Below are 17106 nucleotides of genomic sequence, written 5' to 3' on the forward strand. Positions count from 1 at the left end.
ACGGGCCGGTGTTCACCCCGCGGCGGTCCGCAGCACGGCCGGCGCGTCCTCGGTGAGCGGATCGCCGTGGCCGAAGCAGACGACCGCGGGGGCGAGGCCGGCCAGCCGGCGGAAGGACTCCTGCGCCCGGGCGTGGTCGGCGTTGAACACCCCGAGCATCACACGGCCGACCCCGGCCACGGCGTCCCCGGTGAACAGCACGTCGTGACGTGGCAGATGGATGCCGATCGAGCCGGGAGTGTGCCCGGGAGCGTGCACGACCCTGGCGCCGCCACCGAACGGGAGCTCGTCGCCGTCCTCCAGCTCCCGGTCCACCGGGGTGGCCGGCGCCTCCGGAACGGTCAGTGCGCGCGCGTACAGCGGCCGTTCCCAGTCGTGCAGGACCGGCTCCGGCACCGGCTCCTCGCCCCGCACGAACCGGGCGTCCAGCCGGTGGGCCAGGATCTCGGCCCCGTGGCGTCCGGCGAGCTCGCCGGCGGCTCCGTAGTGGTCGCGGTGGCCGTGCGTGAGGACGATCCGCCTGATCCGGGCCGGGTCGTGCCCCAGGCGGCGTACGCCGTCCTCGACCGCCCCTGCCGCGGACGCGTCGCCCGCGTCGATCAAGGTCAGTTCCCGGCCGTCGGCCCAGAGATAGGCCTGACCGATCGCGAAACGCAGGAGGTGCAGCCGCGGAAGTACCTCTGTCGGTTCCATGGGGGGAACGTACGCAAGGCGAGCCGCCCGGGCCCGTGAATCTGCTCCGGGCGACTTCGCTCAGCGCGTACCCACGCGGTACGAGTCGGCCTCAGGCCTTCTTGGACTCGGCGTAGTTGCGCAGGAACAGGGCCTCGGCGACCGAGAGCCGCTCGAGTTCCCGCGGCGACACGCTCTCGTTCACGGCGTGGATCTGGGCCTCGGGCTCGCTGAGACCGATGAGCAGGATCTCCGCCTGCGGGTAGAGCGTGGCGAGGGTGTTGCAGAGCGGGATGGACCCGCCCATGCCGGCGGTCTGCATCTCCTCACCCGGGTACGCGACACGCATGGCTTCCGACATGGCCGCGTAGGCGGGACTGGTGGTGTCGGCACGGAACGCCTGCCCCTGTCCGACCTGTTCGATGGAGATCCGGGCGCCCCAGGGCGTGTGCGACTCCAGGTGGGCGGTCAGCAGCTTCGCCGCCTCGGCCGCGTCCTGGCCGGGCGGTACCCGCAGGCTGACCTGAGCACGCGCGCTCGCCTGCAGCGACGGGGTGGAGCCGACCACCGGGGGGCAGTCGATCCCGATCACGGTGACCGCGGGCCGCGCCCAGACACGGTCGGAGACCGAGCCCGAGCCGATCAGCTCCACTCCGTCGAGGACCTTCGCGTCCTCACGGAACTCGTCCTCCGGGTACTGCAGTCCGTCCCACTCGGCGTCCGCCGCGAGGCCGTCGATCGTCGTCGTGCCGTCCTCGGCCCGCAGGGAGGCCAGCAGCTGGATCATGGCCGCCAGGGCGTCCGGCGCCGCTCCGCCGAACTGGCCGGAGTGCAGGTTCCCCTGGAGGGTGTCCAGCTGTACGCGCAGCATGGCCATTCCCCGGAGGGTCGCGGTGACCGTGGGTACGCCGACCCGGAAGTTGCCGGTGTCGCCGATGACGACGGTGTCCGCGGCCAGCAGCTCGGGGTGTGCCTCGGCGTACCGTTCGAGGCCGCCCGTACCCTGCTCCTCCGAGCCCTCGGCGATCACCTTGACCGACACCGGCACGCCGCCGTTCGCCCGCAGGGCGCGCAGGGCGAGCAGATGCATGATGAACCCGCCCTTGCAGTCCGCGGCGCCGCGCCCGAACCAGCGGCCGTCGCGCTCCGTCAGCTCGAAGGGCGGGGAGATCCAGGCCGACTCGTCCAGCGGGGGCTGCACGTCGTAGTGGGCGTAGAGGAGCACGGTGGGGGCACCGGCGGGGCCGGGCAGGTAGCCGTACACCGACTGGGTGCCGTCCGGGGTGTCGAGCAGGGCCACGTCCTGGAAGTCCTCGGCGCGCAGCGCGTCGGCGACCCAGGCGGCCGCCGCCTCGCACTCGCTCTTCGGGAACTGCGCGGGATCCGCCACCGACCGGAATGCCACCAGTTCGGCGAGCTCCGCCTTCGCGCGGGGCATCAACGAGGCGACGGTCTCGGAGATCGGACGGGCGGTCATGGGCACGCTCCTGGTGGGTGCGACGTTAGGACTGTGGCGCGGTGCGTACGCGGCCGGGGCGACGTCGTGGTCGCCGGGTCGTGTGTACGACGCATTCATGGCTGATCCTCCCACAGCGGAGTTCGGCCGCGACGCGCCGTAGGATGCCGTGAGCAGCTGGGGCCACAGGTCGGATCGGGAGCAGAAGCACATCGTGAGCAGCGAGAACGCAGACGCCGGACGTGAACCGGATGAGACGTCGTCGGTACCTCGGGAGTCCCCGGTGTGGGACGTCGTCGTGGTCGGCGCGGGTCCGGCAGGAGCTTCCGCGGCGTACGCCGCGGCCGTGGCGGGCCGCCGGGTGCTGCTGCTGGAGAAGTCGGAGATCCCCCGCTACAAGACGTGCGGCGGGGGAATCATCGGATTCTCACGGGACTCGCTGCCGCCGGGATTCGAACTGCCCCTGAAGGACCGGATCCACGCGGTCACCTTCTCGCTGAACGGCAAGCTGTCCCGCACCCGCAAGTCGCGGCGCATGCTCTTCGGGCTCATCAACCGGCCGGAGTTCGACGCCGGCCTGGTGGAGGAGGCGCAGAAGGCCGGAGCCGAGCTGCGGACGGGAGTGGCGGTCACCCGGGTGGAGCAGCACGGCCCCGCGGTCCCCGACCGGCGCACGGTCGCCGTCGTGCTGGCGGACGGCGACACGGTGCTCGCGCGGGCGGTCGTGGGCGCGGACGGCAGCGCCGGCCGGATAGGAGCTCACGTCGGGGTGAAGCTCGACCAGGTGGACCTCGGGCTCGAGGCGGAGATCCCCGTTCCGGAGACCGTCGCCGAGGACTGGGCGGGCCGGGTGCTCATCGACTGGGGTCCCATGCCGGGCAGTTACGGGTGGGTCTTCCCCAAGGGCGACACGCTGACGGTCGGTGTGATCGCGGCGCGCGGCGACGGAGCGGGGACGAAGCGGTACCTGGAGGACTTCGTGGGACGGCTCGGCCTCGCCGGGTTCGAGCCGAAGATCTCCTCCGGCCACCTGACCCGGTGCCGCAGTGACGACTCGCCGCTGTCCCGGGGAAGAGTCGTGGTCTGTGGCGACGCGGCGGGGCTTCTGGAGCCGTGGACGAGGGAAGGCATCTCCTTCGCGCTGCGCTCCGGGCGGCTCGCGGGTGAGTGGGCGGTGCGGATCGCGGAGTCGCACGACGCCGTGGACGCACGCCGGCAGGCGCTCAACTACGCCTTCGCCATCAAGGCCGGGCTCGGGGTGGAGATGAGCGTCGGGCGCCGCATGCTGAAGCTGTTCGAGCGCCGCCCGGGCCTGCTGCACGCCGTGCTGACCGGTTTCCGGCCCGCCTGGAACGCCTTCGCGGGTGTCACCCGGGGCACGACGTCACTCGCCGAGCTGGTCCGGACGCATCCGCTGGCGCAGCGGGCGCTGCACGCGATGGACCGGCGGAGCGCGGACGGGGTCAGCCCGCGACCGTGATCCGGAAGACGGGGTGGTCCGGGCAGGCCGCGAGGAGTTCGGCGTCCGTCGACTTCACCGTGACGCCCTGGAAGTACTGGTTGACTTCCCAGCCCCAGCGCTTGAGGTAGGCACGGAGGATCCGCGCCTTCTGGTCGTCGTCGGCGATCTCGACGGCGGTGAACGTGCGGACCTTCCGGCCCACTCTCAGCTCTCCGCCACCGGCCACACGCATGTTGCGCACCCACTGGGAGTGGCCTCGTGCGGAGACGAGGTACTGCGCGCCGTCGTGACGGTGGGGGTTGACCGGGATGCGCTGCATCCTGCCGCTCTTGCGGCCCCGGACCGACATCTCGGCCGATCCCAGCAGGCTGATGCCCCGGCGGGCGAGCCAGCCGATGACCATGTTCATCCGCTGGGCGGAGGTGTTCGCGCGGAGGTAGTACGGCTGCTGTGTCATGGCTGGCTCCCGCCTATTCGGAGAGCGGTGCTCTCGCTTGAGATCAGTGTGCAGCGGAGCGGTGTTCGAAAGCAAGAGCACCGCTCTCTTTTTTGTGCGGTGCTCTGCTCTCGTGGCAGACTGGTGCCATGAGCACCATTCGAGGAGCAAGAGAGCGTGCCCGCATCGAAGTGACCGCGGCGATCAAGGACGAGGCCAGGAAGCAGCTCGCGGCGGACGGCGCCGCGAAGCTCTCCCTGCGCGCGGTCGCCCGGGAGCTGGGCATGGTGTCCTCCGCGCTCTATCGGTACTTCCCGAGCCGCGACGAGCTGCTGACCGCTCTCATCGTCGACGCCTACGACGCGATCGGCGAGGCCGCGGAGTCGGCCCGCGCCGGGCGCGCCGTACCCGTGGATTCCCCTGCCGCCCGCTGGACCGAGGTTGCCTGCGCCGTACGGAGCTGGGCGCTCGGGCACCCGCACGAGTACGCGCTCATCTACGGCTCGCCTGTACCCGGGTACACAGCCCCGCAGGACACCGTCGGTCCCGCGTCCCGTGTGGGTCAGGTCCTCATCGGACTTCTGCGTGACGCACACCATGACCGGGGTCTCGCGCTGCCACCGCTCGACGGCGCCCTGCGGCCGGAGGCCACGCGTATGGCCGCCGATCTCGCCCCCGACCTGCCGCCCGAGGTCGTGGCCGCCCTGGTGTCGGCCTGGGCTCAGCTCTTCGGGCTGATCTCCTTCGAGCTGTTCGGTCAGTTCAACCGGGTCGTCGAGGAGCGGGAGTTGCTCTTTCGCCATGCCGCCCGTGAACTCGGCCGGTCGGTGGGCCTGCTGCCGTCGGACGGGTCCCCCTCGGGAACGGGTGCCACGAGTACCTGAGAGCGCGCGGACGGCGAATGCCCGGGGAGCAGTCACCCGCGGAGGCCTCTGCGGCAACCGGCAACCCCACCCGCGGAGACGACCTGTGTGTGCCGACCGGACGCGGTGAACGCCGCATCGGGCACCCGCCGGCGCTTCGGCCGGTGCGCGTTTCCCGTCGTCTCCGTATGCCGAGCGGGCCCGGCGTACGGAGACGACGGGCGAGGAGGCCGGGACACGCTCCGTACGCGCACCGAGCACGTACGCGCAACCGCCCGGAACCCCTCCTCGGTGCGGGCCTGACCGGGATCAGACGACGGCCGAGTGGCTCTCCCAGAGCGCGGCGAGTCCGGGGTCTCCGGAGATGCTCACGGACGAGAGCGGCCGACGGTTCCAGAGCGCCAGGTAGAGATCCTCCGCCGTACCGCTCAGCGTGCAGTCGGCCGGGGTGGTCTCGCCGTCCGCTCCGCGGACCGTGCGCGGAGGGCCGTCCGACAAGGCCACGGTCCACACGGTTTCCGTGTCGACGGCCCGGACCCGGAGGGTGCGGGGTGCGGCCGTGCGCACCCGGCTCTTGGCGCGGGCGTGGAAACCGGTCAGCAACTCGTCGATGCCGTCCGCCGCATGGGCGGGTGACACGGCCGTCGGGCGGCCTCCCCTGGCCGACTCGGCGTCCACCCTGTGGATCCTCGTCTCGTGGGCCTGACGGCGGGTCCAGAAGGCGAGGGGTGACGGAGCCGGAAGGAAGGCCCAGCAGTCGAGGGAGGCCGGCGCGGCGCCGAGGGTCTCGACCAGCGCGAGATGACCCTCGGCGAAGTGGTCGAGCAGTGCCTCACCGTCCAGGTCGGGCTCAGGGCCCATCGGGCGGGGGGTCCGATGGGCCTCGGCGACGAACGCGGTCGCCCAGCGATGCACCACGCAGGTGTGCCGCACGAGATCGCGGACGAGCCAGCCGGGGCACGTCGGGACGGTGGCCGCGAGCCCGGCTTCACGGGCGGCGGAAGCGAGCGCTGCGCCTTCCGCGATCAGGGCGGTCAGGTGCTCCTGGGTATCCACGCGGGCGATTGTGCCAGAGCGGGATCACCGGATTCCAGGGTGAGTTGGACGGCTCCGTCCGGGGTGCGCGGCAGCCGGGCGAGCCCCTCCCCGGCCCGGCACGCGGCCCCGCCGGACCGACCACACCGCGACCTGACCGGTCCCGGTCCCCCCGGTCCGGGGCCCAACCACCGGCAAGGAAGCGGCCGGTGCTCCCCTTCGTCTGCCGGCCCGCCCGCCCGACCGGCGCCCCCCGGACTCCCCTGCGCCCGCCCGACCGGGCCCCTGTCTCCCGCCCGCCCACCCGCCGGCCCGGTCTCCCGCTCAGAGATCTTCCTCGCCACATTCCGGCCACCCCGCCGACCGAGGCCGGAAGGCCTTCCGGCTATCCTGACCGGCGAACCGGACACGGGGTGCCCCACGAGGGGCTGAGAACACACCCGTCGAACCTGAACCAGCTAGCACTGGCGGAGGGATGTCTTCCATGGCCTTGCCGTACGCGCAGAACGACCCTGCGACCCCGGAGCGGGAAGCTCCGTACTCGCGGACCGCCTTCGGCGGCCGCATGCCCGCCGCCCCCGGTGATCTGCGGATCGAGACGCACGGGATAGCCCCCGTCCCCGCGGACCGGCGGTACGGCCGACCCGGTCGGCTCTTCACCGTCTGGTTCGCCCCCAACCTGACCATGACCGGGGTCTTCACCGGAACCGTAGGCGTCGCACTGGGCCTGGACTTCACCACCGCGCTCGTCGCGGTCGTCCTCGGAACCCTCGTCGGGGCGGCGCCCACGGCTTACCTCGGAACCTGGGGAAGCCGCACCGGAGTCGGTCAACTGCCGCTTGCACGGCTGGCGTTCGGCCCCGGAGTCGTGCTGCCCGGAGCGTTGCAGTGGCTGTCCTCGATCGCTTGGGACGCCCTGATCGGCCTGTTCGGCGGCGACGCGCTGGCCCAACTGTGCGGCTGGCCGTTCTGGCTGGGAGTCCTGGTCGTGATGGCCGCTCAGGGCGCTCTCGGAGTGCTGGGGTACGAGGCGATCCACCGGCTCCAGACGGTGATGACGTTCGCCCTCGCCCTCGCCTTCGCCGTGCTGGCGGTCAAGCTGACGGACGGTGTCCACCCCGCCGCCTCCGGTGCCGCGCACGGCGCCGACCGGGCGGGCGCATTCGTCCTGACGTTCACGATCGCGCTGAGCCTGTCGCTGTCGTGGGCTCCGTACGCGAGCGACTTCAGCCGCTACCTGCCTGCCGGTACCTCCCGGCCGCGCATGTTCTGGTACACGCTGCTGGGCATCAGCGTCTCCTTCGTGGCCGTCCAGACGCTCGGCCTGTGGGGTGCTTCCGTCTTCACCGATCAGACGGCGCGGGGGATCGACACCCTTCTTGGCGGCGGCGCCCTCGGGGCGTTCGGCCTGCTCGCCGTGGTGCTCGCCGCCCTGTGCAGCAACGCCATGAACGACTACAGCGGTTCCCTCGCGCTGCAGACGATCGGGGTGCGCCTGCCGCGCCCCGTCGGCGCCGCCCTCGCCGCGGCGCTCGGGTTCCCGCTGGTGCTGTGGATGCACGCGGCCGACACCACGGCCCGGTTCCAGAACGTGCTGCTCCTGGTCGGCTACTGGATCCCCGGCTTCGTCGCCGTCGTGGCGGTCGACTGGGCGGCGAGGGCCAGAGCCCGTCGGGGAGCCCCGATCGACCTCGCCGCCGAGAGCGCACGCGAGCGGCCATGGTGGCCGGCGCTCGTCGCCTTCGTCGCCGCCTTCGCCGTGGCCGTGCCGTTCATGAGCACCGGCCTGTACGTCGGCCCGGTGGCGGAGGCCCTGCACGGCGCGGACCTCGCCTACGGCGTGGCCTTCCTGACGGCTCTGGTGCTCTACGCCCCGCTGCGGCTGCGGCGGCGCCCCTGACCGGCGGCCGGTCGCCACGCCGGGGCACCGGTCACCCGGGCCGCGGGCGCCGACCGGCTGCCGTCTCCGGTCGCTTCCGTTCTCCGCGTGTACGGCCGGGTTTCATGAATCCGCTTCCACCGGGCCTCCGAAGAGCGCTGTCCTTGGGATGATTCCGCTGTCCCCCCACGCCCAGGAGGCCTCTCCCATGACAGAACTCGACCGTCGCAGGTTCCTGCGGATCGCCGGAGGGACCGCGGCCCTCACGATGCTGAACGAGAGCATCGCGAGGGCCGCCGCTATTCCCGCGCGGGGCACCACCGGCACGATCCAGGACATCGAGCATGTCGTCGTGCTGATGCAGGAGAACCGTTCCTTCGACCACTACTTCGGCGCGATGAAGGGGGTGCGGGGCTTCGGGGACCCGAGGCCCGTGCTCCAGGACAACGGCAGGTCCGTCTTCCACCAGTCCGACGGGACGAAGGACGTACTGCCCTTCAACCCGCAGGTGGACGACCTCGGGATGCAGTTCCTCGAAGGGCTGGACCACGACTGGGCCGGTGGCCACCGGGCGTACAACAGCGGCAAGTACGACAAGTGGGTCCCGGCCAAGACGGCCACCACCATGTCGCACATGACGCGGAACGACATCCCGTTCCATTACGCCCTCGCCGACGCCTTCACCGTGTGCGACGCCTACCACTGCTCCTTCATCGGAGCCACCGACCCCAACCGCTACTACCTCTGGTCGGGGTACACCGGCAACGACGGAACGGGCGGTGGTCCGGTCCTCGGCAACCAGGAGGCCGGCTACGGCTGGAAGACCTACCCCGAGCGACTGGAGTCGTCCGGAGTCTCGTGGAAGGTCTACCAGGACGTCGGTGACGGTCTGGACGCCGCAGGGTCCTGGGGCTGGATCAGTGACGCCTTCCGGGGCAACTACGGCGACAACTCACTCCTGTACTTCAACAACTACCGCAACGCCCGGCCCGGCAGTGCCCTGTACGAGAAGGCCCGAACCGGGACCGACGTCAAGGCCGGCGGCACGTACTTCGACCGCCTGCGCGCGGACGTGGCCGCCGGAACCCTGCCCGAGGTGTCCTGGATAGCCGCTCCCGAGGCCTTCAGCGAACACGCCAACTGGCCCACGAACTTCGGCGCCTGGTACATCTCCCAGGTCCTGGACGCCCTGACGTCGAACCCGGCGGTCTGGGCGAGGACCGCACTCTTCCTCACCTACGACGAGAACGACGGCTTCTTCGACCACGTGGTCCCGCCGTACCCGCCGGCCTCGTCCGCCTGGGGCCTGTCCACGGCCGACGTCTCGAAGGACCTGTATCCGGGCGGCACGAGTTACGCGGCGGGTCCGTACGGTCTCGGACCCCGGGTGCCGATGATCGTGGTCTCTCCATGGAGCAAGGGCGGGTTCGTCTGCTCCGAGACCTTCGACCACACCTCTGTCATCCGCTTCCTGGAGAAGCGCTTCGGTGTGCGCGAGCCGAACATCTCGCCGTGGCGCCGCGCGATCTGCGGGGACCTCACCTCGGCCTTCGACTTCGCACGCGCGGACAGCGCTCCCGCCGCTCTTCCCTCCACGGCCGGATACGCACCGCCGGACAAGAACCGCCACCCCTCCTACCACCCGACCCCGCCGGCCGAGGGAAGCCTCCCGCGGCAGGAGCCCGGCTCCAAGCCCACCCGGCCGCTGGGATACAGCCCCTACGTGGATGGGCGGGCCACAGTGTCCACCGGCAAGTTCACCCTCACCTTCTCCAGCGGCCCCACCCTGGGCGCGCACTTCCACAGCACTTCCGGAAACCGTACGGACGGTCCCTGGCCCTACAGCGTCGAGGCAGGCAAGACCCTCTCGGACACCTGGAGCACCAGCGCTTCGACCGGCAATCGCGTCGACCTCTCGGTCTGGGGCCCGAACGGTTTCCTGCGCACCTGGCGGGGCCCGGCGGCGAAGGCCGGGCCCGAGGTCACCGCCCGCCACATCACCGCGGACGGCAACCTGAGGCTCAACATGACCAACTCCGCGCCGGTCGCGGTGCATCTCACCGTGACCAACGCCTACGGCGGAGCCGCACAGACCTTCAAGGTGAACCCCGGCGCGACCGTCTCCCACACGTTCGATCTGCGCAAGACGGCTCGCTGGTACGACGTCGAGGTCCGCTCCGACTCCGACACGGGCTTCCTGCGCCGCTTCGCCGGTCACGTGGAGACCGGCGCACCCGGCGTCTCCGACCCGGCGATCAGGACCGCCTGACGCGGCTTCGGACGCCCCGGCTGCCGTCCCGGCGGACCGGACGGTCCGCCGGGACGGCAGCCGGATCCGGCGAGACGGTGAGCGCGACACGGTCCACGCCGCTCGCGCCTCGCCCGGTCCGCGCTTTCCACCGTCCTCCGGAGGCCGGATGTGCCTGCGGATCACTGCTCGACCAGTCAGGCGCGGGCGGTGTTGCGTGCGGCGCCGCCGAGGACCGCGGCCGTGGAGGCGAGCACCGCCAACGTGACGAGCGCGACCGGCAGCGATATCCAGTCGGCGAGGAACCCGATCACGGGCGGCCCCATGAGCAGGCCTCCGTAGCCGAGGGTCGAGGCCGCGGCGACGCCGCTCGGACCGGCCAGCGCGCCCGCCCGTCCCACCGCGACAGGGAAGATGTTCGCGAGACCCAGACCGGCGACGGCGAAGCCGAGCAGGGCGAGCCACACCTCCGGTGCCAGCGCGCCGACCAGCATGCCGCCCGCTGCCGTCGCGCCACCCACCACGAGCGTCCGGGTCTGGCCGAAGCGCTCGAGGAGGGCCGTGCCGGAGAGCCGGCCGATGGCCATCATCAGTGCGAACAGGGAGTACCCGGAGGCCGCGAGGCCGGGAGCGGCGCCCAGGTCCTGGCTGAGGTGCAGGGCACCCCATTCGGCCAGGGCACCCTCGCCGTACGCCGTGCACAGTGCGATGACGCCGAAGAGGACCACGATCCTGCGGGTGCCGGCGTCCATCCGCCCGGGCCGCTCGGCGGCGACCGTGACCGGCTGCCCCGCCGGCGTGGCGGGTGGCCGCCCACCACGCAGCAGTTGGGGTCCGGCCGCCGCGGTGACGAGGAGACCGGCCCCCGTGAGGAGGAAGAAGTGCGTCGCCGGTGAGAGGCTGCCCGCCACGAGACCCCCGAGCCCGGCACCCGTCATGCCGCCGAAGCTGAACGCGGCGTGGAAGCTCGGCATCACCGGTCGGCGCAGCGCGGAGACCACATCGACGGCGGCGCTGTTCATCGCCACGTTCATCCCGCCGTACGCGGCGCCGAAGAGCAGGAGGACCAGGCCGAGCGTGAGCGCCGAACCCATGTGCGCGGGGAGGGCGATACTGAGCGACAGCAGGACCCCGCAGACCACGGTGACCGCGTGGCTCCCGTAGCGCCGGCACAGCCTGCCCGTGAGCGTCATGGTGATCACGGCGCCCGCGGAGACGCCGAGCAGGGCGAGGCCCAGAGTGGAGGGGCTGGCCCCGGTCTGATGCTTGATGGCCGGAATACGGACCACCCAGCCGGCGAACAGGAAGCCGTCGAGGGCGAAGAACACGGTCAGCGCGGTACGGAGGCGGGCGGCCGAGGAGGGGGCGGTGTCTCCGCCTGTACCCCCGGGTCGCGCCGTCCGCAGTTTGTTTACTTGCGGCACAAAGTGAGCATAGGGTGGTCACGACGACGTGCGCAAGATGGTCGCCGGAGCATTCGTCCGGCGGAGCTGCCGGTGGACCGGCAGCGTCGGGAACGGCCCCGGATCATGGGAGACTCGCCCCCATGAACGGCAAGTCGACCACCACGCGGACGAAGTTGGAGAGGGGCCGCAGTGCGCTCGGTCCCGCTCTGGAGCTCGTGCACACGGGGCGCGCTCCCACCCGCGCCGTGCTGACCTCCGAACTCGGTGTCACCCGCGCCACCGCGGGAGCGGTCGCCGCGGAGCTCGAGGCGCTCGGGCTCATCAAGGTCGACTCGAGCCCCGGCTCCGCCGCCGGCTCGCAGGGCCGCCCCTCGCACCGGCTGTCCGTACGGGACGGCGGCCCCGTGGCCCTCGCCGCCCAGGTGCACTCCGACGGCTTCCGCGCCGCACTGGTCGGGCTCGGGGGAGGGATCGTCGCCACCGCACCGGGTTGTGTCGCCGTGATGGCAGATCCCGCGCAGGTCCTGGGTGAGGTCGTCGAAGCCGGGGCGCGCCTCCTGCGCGAGAGCGGTCTGCGCTGCGTCGGCGCGGGACTCGCCGTGCCCTCGGCCGTGGCCGAGCCCGACGGGACCGCCCTCAACCCGATGCACCTGGCCTGGCCGGCCGGTGCGCCGGTCCGGGAGATCTTCGCCGCCCGTGTGCGCGCCGCGGGTATCGCCGGCCCCGCGTTCACCGGCAACGACGTCAACCTCGCCGCCCTCGCCGAGCACCGGCACGGAGCCGGACGTGGTGCCCAGCACCTGCTCTGCGTCGCCACCGGTCACCGAGGCGTGGGCGGCGCCCTGGTCCTCGACGGCCGCCTGCACAGCGGTAGTTCGGGACTCGCGCTGGAGGTCGGGCACCTCACCGTGAACCCCGAGGGCCGCCCGTGCCACTGCGGTGGGCGCGGCTGCCTCGACGTCGAGACCGATCCCCTCGCCTTCCTGACCGCCTCGCGCAGGAAGCCTGGCCCGGAGGAGTCGCTGCTCAAGCAGGCGGGGGACCTGCTGCGCACGGAACTGGGGGATCCGCAGGTTCGTGCCGCCGCGGAGGAGCTGATCGACCGGCTCGGGCTCGGACTTGCCGGGCTGGTCAACATCCTCAACCCCGACCGGATCATCCTGGGCGGGCTGCATCGCGATCTTCTTGAGGCCGACCCCGAAAGGCTCCGGGCCGTCGTGGCCGACCGCAGCCTGTGGGGACGCAGCGGGAGTGTGCCGATCCTCTCCTGCACGCTGGACCACAACAGCCTCGTGGGCGCTGCCGAACTGGCCTGGCAGCCGGTGCTCGACGACCCGCTGGGCGCCCTCGCCTGAGCAGCGCGGAGCGCGTCGGCCACGAGAGTACCGACGCGCTCCGCCGAACCTACGCCCCCGTCAGCCGACGACGGTGGACCGGACTCGCATCCTGGCCGCCGTGGACTCCGTGAGTGCCATGACGTCCGAGCCGAACGGCCCGTCGGTCGTCGACCCGTACACGGGGAGCGGGGGCAGGGCGGTGGTGAAGGAGGGTGCGGGCAAGGTGAACCAGATGACCTTTCCCGCGTCGTCGCTCGGTCGGACACCCCAGCTCTCGCTCACCGCGGCGATCATCGCCAGGCCGCGCCCGGAGGTCGCGGACTGGGCGGCGTCGCACACGGTGGGCAGCCGTGGGTCGTGGTCGTGGACGGAGACCGTCAGCCGGTCGAGCAGGAGCTCGACCTCGACGGTGCATGATTTGTCCGGCTGCGCGTGCCGGTGGACGTTGGTCAGCAGTTCGGTGACGCCGAGCGCGGCATGGTCGACCAGGGGATCGAGATGCCAGTAGCGCAGTTGCGCCGAGATGATTCTGCGGACCTGACCGATCCGCGACGGCAGGGCCTGGAGCTCCACCGCGCAGTGCCTGCTTGGCTCGCTGATCACGGCTGCGACTCCCCGAAATAGGTCCGGAAGAAGACGAAGGAACGGATCCAGCTGATGGCTGGCTGCTGTTGCTGTTCATGCGTGGTCCGCCCTGCGTGGCGTCCGGCGGGTCGCTTTCGCTGTCACCGCCGGTGCACCATCAGTGACGTGTGACCAGCGTGACTCAGGGGGTGGGCCCGCGCAACTCGCGGTCGGTGGGGGCGGCCGCCGGTCAGCCGCGGCGCCCCGTGGCGCTCCGCAACGCCTCCAGGAAGCGGCGTACGGGTGCCGCTCCGCCGGGCCGGCGGTTGCGCTGGCCCATGGTGAGCCGGTACCGGACACCGTTGATACGGGCGACGGCGGAGTCCGCGGCCGGGAACCACGGCCTACCGGCTCTCACCGCCGTCACCGGGGCGCTGGCGATCTCCCGCCCGTTGCTCGTGAGCAGGACGATCCGGCCGTCCTTGACGATCACCTGGCCCGCTCTGGTCAGCGATCTCGCCCAGCGCTGGATCCTCACGTCGCGCGCACTGAACTCCACCGCACCGAAATCCGGCGCACCGAAGTCGGCCGCGCTGAACTCTGTCTCGGCCATGGCGACTTCACCCCCCTTGTACCGTCTTCCGCAATTCTGCCCACTGTCACCGCCCTTGCACCAGAGCACGCGGCAGCCGGTCACCGGGATACAGGACCGGAGGCGGCGAGGGGCCGGGGCGTCTGGGCCAAGGGAGGCCTATGAGCCGGTCAAAGTAAACGTTTGTGCAGGTGAGGGGAATATCGTGGCCCCCACGAAACGGCTGCCACCCGAAGGAGACCGCTGATGGACACCAGTGAGCACCCACCCGGCGGGAGCGTCACGGAGACCGTGGACATCGACCGGAGCGATCCCGACTACCGGGAGTGGCTCAAGGAGGCGGTGCGCAAGGTCCAGGCGGATGCGAACCGTTCGGCGGACACCCATCTTCTGCGCTTCCCTCTGCCCGAGCACTGGGGCATCGACCTCTATCTCAAGGACGAGTCGACGCACCTGACCGGCAGCCTCAAACACCGGCTCGCCCGCTCCCTCTTCCTCTACGGTCTCTGCAACGGCTGGATCCGGCGTGGGAAGCCGGTCATCGAGGCCTCCAGTGGGTCCACGGCGGTCTCCGAGGCCTACTTCGCGAAGCTGATCGGCGTGCCGTTCGTCGCGGTGATGCCCCGCACCACCAGCCCCGAGAAGTGCCGGCTGATCGAATTCCACGGCGGCCAGTGCCACTTCGTCGACGATTCCCGCCGGTTGTACGAGGAATCGGCGGCGCTCGCGGCCGAGACCGGTGGTCACTACATGGACCAGTTCACCTACGCGGAGCGTGCCACCGACTGGCGGGGCAACAACAACATCGCCGAGTCGGTCTACCAGCAGCTGAGGCTGGAACGCTACCCGGAACCCGCGTGGATCGTCGCCACGGCCGGCACCGGCGGGACCTCGGCGACCATCGGACGCTACGTCCGCTACATGCAGTACGACACCAGGATCTGCGTGCCCGACCCGGAGAACTCCTGTTTCTTCGACGGGTGGACCCGCCACGATCCCGAGGCCACCAGCGACTGCGGGTCACGCATCGAAGGCATCGGTCGGCCCCGCATGGAGCCGAGCTTCGTACCGGGGGTCATCGACCGGATGATGAAGGTGCCCGACGCGGCCAGCGTTGCCGCGGTCCGGGTTCTGGAGCGGACGATCGGACGCAAGGCGGGCGGCTCGACCGGCACCGGGCTGTGGAGCGCCCTCAGGATCGTCTCCGAGATGGTCGCGAGAGGCAGCACCGGCAGCGTCGTCACGCTCTTCTGCGACCCGGGCGACCGCTACCTCGACAAGTACTACTCGGACGACTGGCTGCGGGCCCAGGGCATGGACATCCGTCCGTACACCCGGACCATCGACCACTTCCTCGCCACGGGTACCTGGCCGGCCTGAGCGGTCATCGTGCCCGGAACGGGCCAGGCGTACCCGAACCGGCTGTGCCCCAGCCGGGGACCCGTTCCACGGCGACGACGGCCGCGTCGTCGCCGAGGCGGCCCCCCGCGTGCCGCAACAGATCCGCGCGTACCTCCGCCAGCAGCCGCTCCGGCCCCAGACCGGGCCACGAGGCCGCCCGTTCGGCCAGCGGATAGAAGGCGCCCGTGCGGTCGCGAGCCTCGGTGACCCCGTCGGTGTACAGCAGCAGCACGTCACCGTCCTGGAAGCTGAAAGCGTCCTCCGTGGGGCCGACCGCGGACAGCGGCCCCACCCCCAGCGGCGGTCCCGGCTCCGTGGGGTGGAGCGTGTGCACCCGGCCCGCCCGGAGCAACAGGGGCGGTGGGTGGCCGCAGCTGACCAGACGTACCTCGGGAACGTCGTCCGGGATGTCCAGCACGGCCGCGGTGACGAAGGCCTCGGTGATACCCGGGGCGTCGGTTCCGCCGCTGTTCTCGTTGAGCGAGTCGATGCGGTGGGCGGTCACACTCGAGTCCAGACGGGTGACCAGAGCGGGCAGACGTCCCTCCTGGCGGGCCAGGGCGCGGAACGCTCCGAGCACTCCCGCGGCGCCGCTGATGGCATCGAGTCCCTTGCCGCGGACGTCGCCGATGATGACGCGGGTTCCGGCCGGGGTCCGCGCCGCGGCGTAGAGGTCGCCGCCGAGTTCCGCACCCTCGACGGCCGCCAGGTAGAGCGAGGCCAGGCGCAGCGGGCCGCTGCGCACGGGCAGCGGCCGCAGAACCCCGCGTTGCGCCGCCTCCGCCACCGTGCGCAGCCGCACCATCTCAGCCGCGTTGCGCTCCCGCAGGTGCGCGAAGAAGGTCACCATGGCGGAGATCAGGAACAGGGCGACGATCTGGTACGTGTGGTTGAGGTCGGTGATGCTGGAACGGTCCAGAGCCACGGCGACCTGGGCCAGCACGGCCACGGCACCGACGAGGGCGGTCGTCCGCGGACCGGCGAACGACGCGGTCATCGCCGGCGCCGCCACCAGGAACGGCCCGAGATGCACCTCCGGCGGGACGTTGATGTCCACCAGGGTCACCACGGTGATCAGCGTGAACGGTGCCGCCAGCAGCGCCCCGCCGGGAATACTCTGCCGCCATTGCCCAGAAGCCATGATTCCGGAATACCTCACCGGGCCCGCGACCGCCTTCTCCAGGGCACACGCAGACCGGAGCACCGAGGACCCGTGGAGCACCCGCCGAGGTCCTGGGCGAGGCGCCGTGCCACTGAAGACCCGCGGACCACCCGGACGCGCGGTGATCGGCCCGCGGGGCTTCAGCCCTCCAGCAGAACGTCCAGCTCACGGGTGAAGACCCGCCGGCCGGCGGTCGCCAGCAGCGGATCCGCCCACCCGGGGAGCAACCTGACGCGCAACTCCTCGACCCAGATCACATGGGAGCCCGAACCGGTCGGCCGTACGTCGATCGAGGCCCGCCCCAGCACCACGGAACCCTGCTTCTCCACCTGGCAAACCCCCGCCCGGCCCGCCGAGGGCGGGATCCACCGCACCACTTCCATCGGATCGTCGAAGGCCAGCACACCCAGCCCCGTACGCGCCACGAAGACCGTCCCCAGCCCGGTGGGCGGAGCCGACGTCACGGTGACCGACGTGAGGGGAACAGTCCCGCCGTGCCGCTCCCAGTCCGTCACCCGCCGCCACGCCTCGGCGGTGGGCAGGGAGGTGAAGCGCTCGATACGGAATACGGCCACGTCCGGATCCTAGGCCGT

Annotated in this window: 15 protein-coding genes and 1 riboswitch; of the genes, 6 read left to right on the forward strand and 9 right to left on the reverse strand. The window is 71.6% G+C overall.

Annotation, left to right across the window (positions count from 1 at the left end):
* Window positions 1-12: 12 nt before the first annotated feature.
* Window positions 13-693, reverse strand: coding sequence for an MBL fold metallo-hydrolase (locus tag ACGFNN_RS06330; RefSeq protein ID WP_393553491.1), 681 nt, complete (start codon window positions 691-693; stop codon window positions 13-15).
* Window positions 694-784: 91 nt separating this feature from the next.
* Window positions 785-2149 carry a dipeptidase gene (locus ACGFNN_RS06335; RefSeq protein WP_393553493.1) on the reverse strand — a complete coding sequence of 455 codons (1365 nt, stop codon included), beginning with the start codon at window positions 2147-2149 and terminating at the stop codon, window positions 785-787.
* A 193-nt stretch (window positions 2150-2342) separates the two neighbouring features.
* Between ACGFNN_RS06335 and ACGFNN_RS06340 the strand changes: the two genes are divergently transcribed.
* Window positions 2343-3608, forward strand: coding sequence for a geranylgeranyl reductase family protein (locus ACGFNN_RS06340; RefSeq protein ID WP_362543256.1), 1266 nt, complete (start codon window positions 2343-2345; stop codon window positions 3606-3608).
* Here the strand turns inward: ACGFNN_RS06340 and ACGFNN_RS06345 are convergent.
* The gene (locus ACGFNN_RS06345; RefSeq protein WP_362543260.1) at window positions 3592-4047 is read right to left on the reverse strand and encodes a nitroreductase family deazaflavin-dependent oxidoreductase; all 456 of its coding nucleotides are present in this window, start codon (window positions 4045-4047) and stop codon (window positions 3592-3594) included. The two genes, ACGFNN_RS06340 and ACGFNN_RS06345, sit on opposite strands and share 17 nt — an antisense overlap.
* A gap of 128 nt (window positions 4048-4175) precedes the next feature.
* On the opposite strand from ACGFNN_RS06345, the gene ACGFNN_RS06350 reads away from it, so the two are divergent.
* A complete protein-coding gene (locus tag ACGFNN_RS06350) occupies window positions 4176-4910 on the forward strand; it encodes a TetR/AcrR family transcriptional regulator (protein WP_393553495.1) in 735 nt (244 codons plus the stop codon).
* A gap of 288 nt (window positions 4911-5198) precedes the next feature.
* On the opposite strand, the gene ACGFNN_RS06355 is transcribed toward ACGFNN_RS06350, so the two are convergent.
* Window positions 5199-5945, reverse strand: a complete 747-nt coding sequence (locus tag ACGFNN_RS06355; RefSeq protein ID WP_393553497.1) for a maleylpyruvate isomerase family mycothiol-dependent enzyme — start codon at window positions 5943-5945, stop codon at window positions 5199-5201.
* Window positions 5946-6323: 378 nt separating this feature from the next.
* A riboswitch (TPP riboswitch) is annotated at window positions 6324-6417 on the forward strand.
* Here ACGFNN_RS06355 and ACGFNN_RS06360 point away from each other — a divergent pair.
* Both ACGFNN_RS06360 and ACGFNN_RS06365 read left to right on the forward strand, forming a co-directional pair.
* Window positions 6409-7824 (forward strand): purine-cytosine permease family protein, encoded by a 1416-nt coding sequence (locus tag ACGFNN_RS06360; protein WP_393553499.1) that lies wholly within the window; start codon window positions 6409-6411, stop codon window positions 7822-7824. Its footprint overlaps the riboswitch before it by 9 nt.
* A gap of 187 nt (window positions 7825-8011) precedes the next feature.
* Window positions 8012-10072 (forward strand): phosphocholine-specific phospholipase C, encoded by a 2061-nt coding sequence (locus tag ACGFNN_RS06365; protein ID WP_393553500.1) that lies wholly within the window; start codon window positions 8012-8014, stop codon window positions 10070-10072.
* Between the two features lie 176 nt (window positions 10073-10248).
* Here the strand turns inward: ACGFNN_RS06365 and ACGFNN_RS06370 are convergent, their stop codons facing one another.
* Entirely contained in the window at window positions 10249-11475 is a 1227-nt protein-coding gene (locus tag ACGFNN_RS06370) for an MFS transporter (RefSeq protein ID WP_393553502.1), read from the reverse strand.
* A 122-nt stretch (window positions 11476-11597) separates the two neighbouring features.
* Here ACGFNN_RS06370 and ACGFNN_RS06375 point away from each other — a divergent pair, with 122 nt between their 5' ends.
* Window positions 11598-12812 carry an ROK family protein gene (locus ACGFNN_RS06375; protein ID WP_393553504.1) on the forward strand — a complete coding sequence of 405 codons (1215 nt, stop codon included), beginning with the start codon at window positions 11598-11600 and terminating at the stop codon, window positions 12810-12812.
* A 60-nt stretch (window positions 12813-12872) separates the two neighbouring features.
* Here ACGFNN_RS06375 and ACGFNN_RS06380 read toward each other — a convergent pair whose 3' ends face one another.
* Together ACGFNN_RS06380 and ACGFNN_RS06385 are read right to left on the reverse strand one after the other, a co-directional pair.
* Window positions 12873-13397 carry an ATP-binding protein gene (locus ACGFNN_RS06380; RefSeq protein WP_362543281.1) on the reverse strand — a complete coding sequence of 175 codons (525 nt, stop codon included), beginning with the start codon at window positions 13395-13397 and terminating at the stop codon, window positions 12873-12875.
* Window positions 13398-13608: 211 nt separating this feature from the next.
* Complete coding sequence (locus ACGFNN_RS06385; protein ID WP_393553506.1) at window positions 13609-13971, reverse strand: hypothetical protein; 363 nt, start codon at window positions 13969-13971, stop codon at window positions 13609-13611.
* A 225-nt stretch (window positions 13972-14196) separates the two neighbouring features.
* Between ACGFNN_RS06385 and ACGFNN_RS06390 the strand changes: the two genes are divergently transcribed.
* On the forward strand, window positions 14197-15330 hold the full coding sequence (locus tag ACGFNN_RS06390) for a PLP-dependent cysteine synthase family protein (protein ID WP_393553508.1): 1134 nt from the start codon (window positions 14197-14199) through the stop codon (window positions 15328-15330).
* 4 nt (window positions 15331-15334) lie between these two features.
* Here the strand turns inward: ACGFNN_RS06390 and ACGFNN_RS06395 are convergent, their stop codons facing one another.
* Both ACGFNN_RS06395 and ACGFNN_RS06400 read right to left on the reverse strand, forming a co-directional pair.
* A complete protein-coding gene (locus ACGFNN_RS06395; protein ID WP_393553510.1) occupies window positions 15335-16492 on the reverse strand; it encodes a PP2C family protein-serine/threonine phosphatase in 1158 nt (385 codons plus the stop codon).
* A 161-nt stretch (window positions 16493-16653) separates the two neighbouring features.
* Entirely contained in the window at window positions 16654-17088 is a 435-nt protein-coding gene (locus tag ACGFNN_RS06400; protein WP_393553512.1) for an SRPBCC family protein, read from the reverse strand.
* Window positions 17089-17106: the final 18 nt, after the last annotated feature.

This window comes from Streptomyces sp. NPDC048590 (genome assembly GCF_043199535.1).
GTDB lineage: Bacteria > Actinomycetota > Actinomycetes > Streptomycetales > Streptomycetaceae > Streptomyces.

Bases quoted from the DNA above. Each gene is read 5' to 3' on its own strand.
- ACGFNN_RS06330 (WP_393553491.1), bottom strand. From the start codon at position 693: ATGGAACCGACAGAGGTACTTCCGCGGCTGCACCTCCTGCGTTTCGCG.
- ACGFNN_RS06335 (WP_393553493.1), bottom strand. From the start codon at position 2,149: ATGACCGCCCGTCCGATCTCCGAGACCGTCGCCTCGTTGATGCCCCGC.
- ACGFNN_RS06345 (WP_362543260.1), bottom strand. From the start codon at position 4,047: ATGACACAGCAGCCGTACTACCTCCGCGCGAACACCTCCGCCCAGCGG.
- ACGFNN_RS06350 (WP_393553495.1), top strand. From the start codon at position 4,176: ATGAGCACCATTCGAGGAGCAAGAGAGCGTGCCCGCATCGAAGTGACC.
- ACGFNN_RS06360 (WP_393553499.1), top strand. From the start codon at position 6,409: ATGGCCTTGCCGTACGCGCAGAACGACCCTGCGACCCCGGAGCGGGAA.
- ACGFNN_RS06365 (WP_393553500.1), top strand. From the start codon at position 8,012: ATGACAGAACTCGACCGTCGCAGGTTCCTGCGGATCGCCGGAGGGACC.
- ACGFNN_RS06375 (WP_393553504.1), top strand. From the start codon at position 11,598: ATGAACGGCAAGTCGACCACCACGCGGACGAAGTTGGAGAGGGGCCGC.
- ACGFNN_RS06385 (WP_393553506.1), bottom strand. From the start codon at position 13,971: ATGGCCGAGACAGAGTTCAGCGCGGCCGACTTCGGTGCGCCGGATTTC.
- ACGFNN_RS06390 (WP_393553508.1), top strand. From the start codon at position 14,197: ATGGACACCAGTGAGCACCCACCCGGCGGGAGCGTCACGGAGACCGTG.
- ACGFNN_RS06395 (WP_393553510.1), bottom strand. From the start codon at position 16,492: ATGGCTTCTGGGCAATGGCGGCAGAGTATTCCCGGCGGGGCGCTGCTG.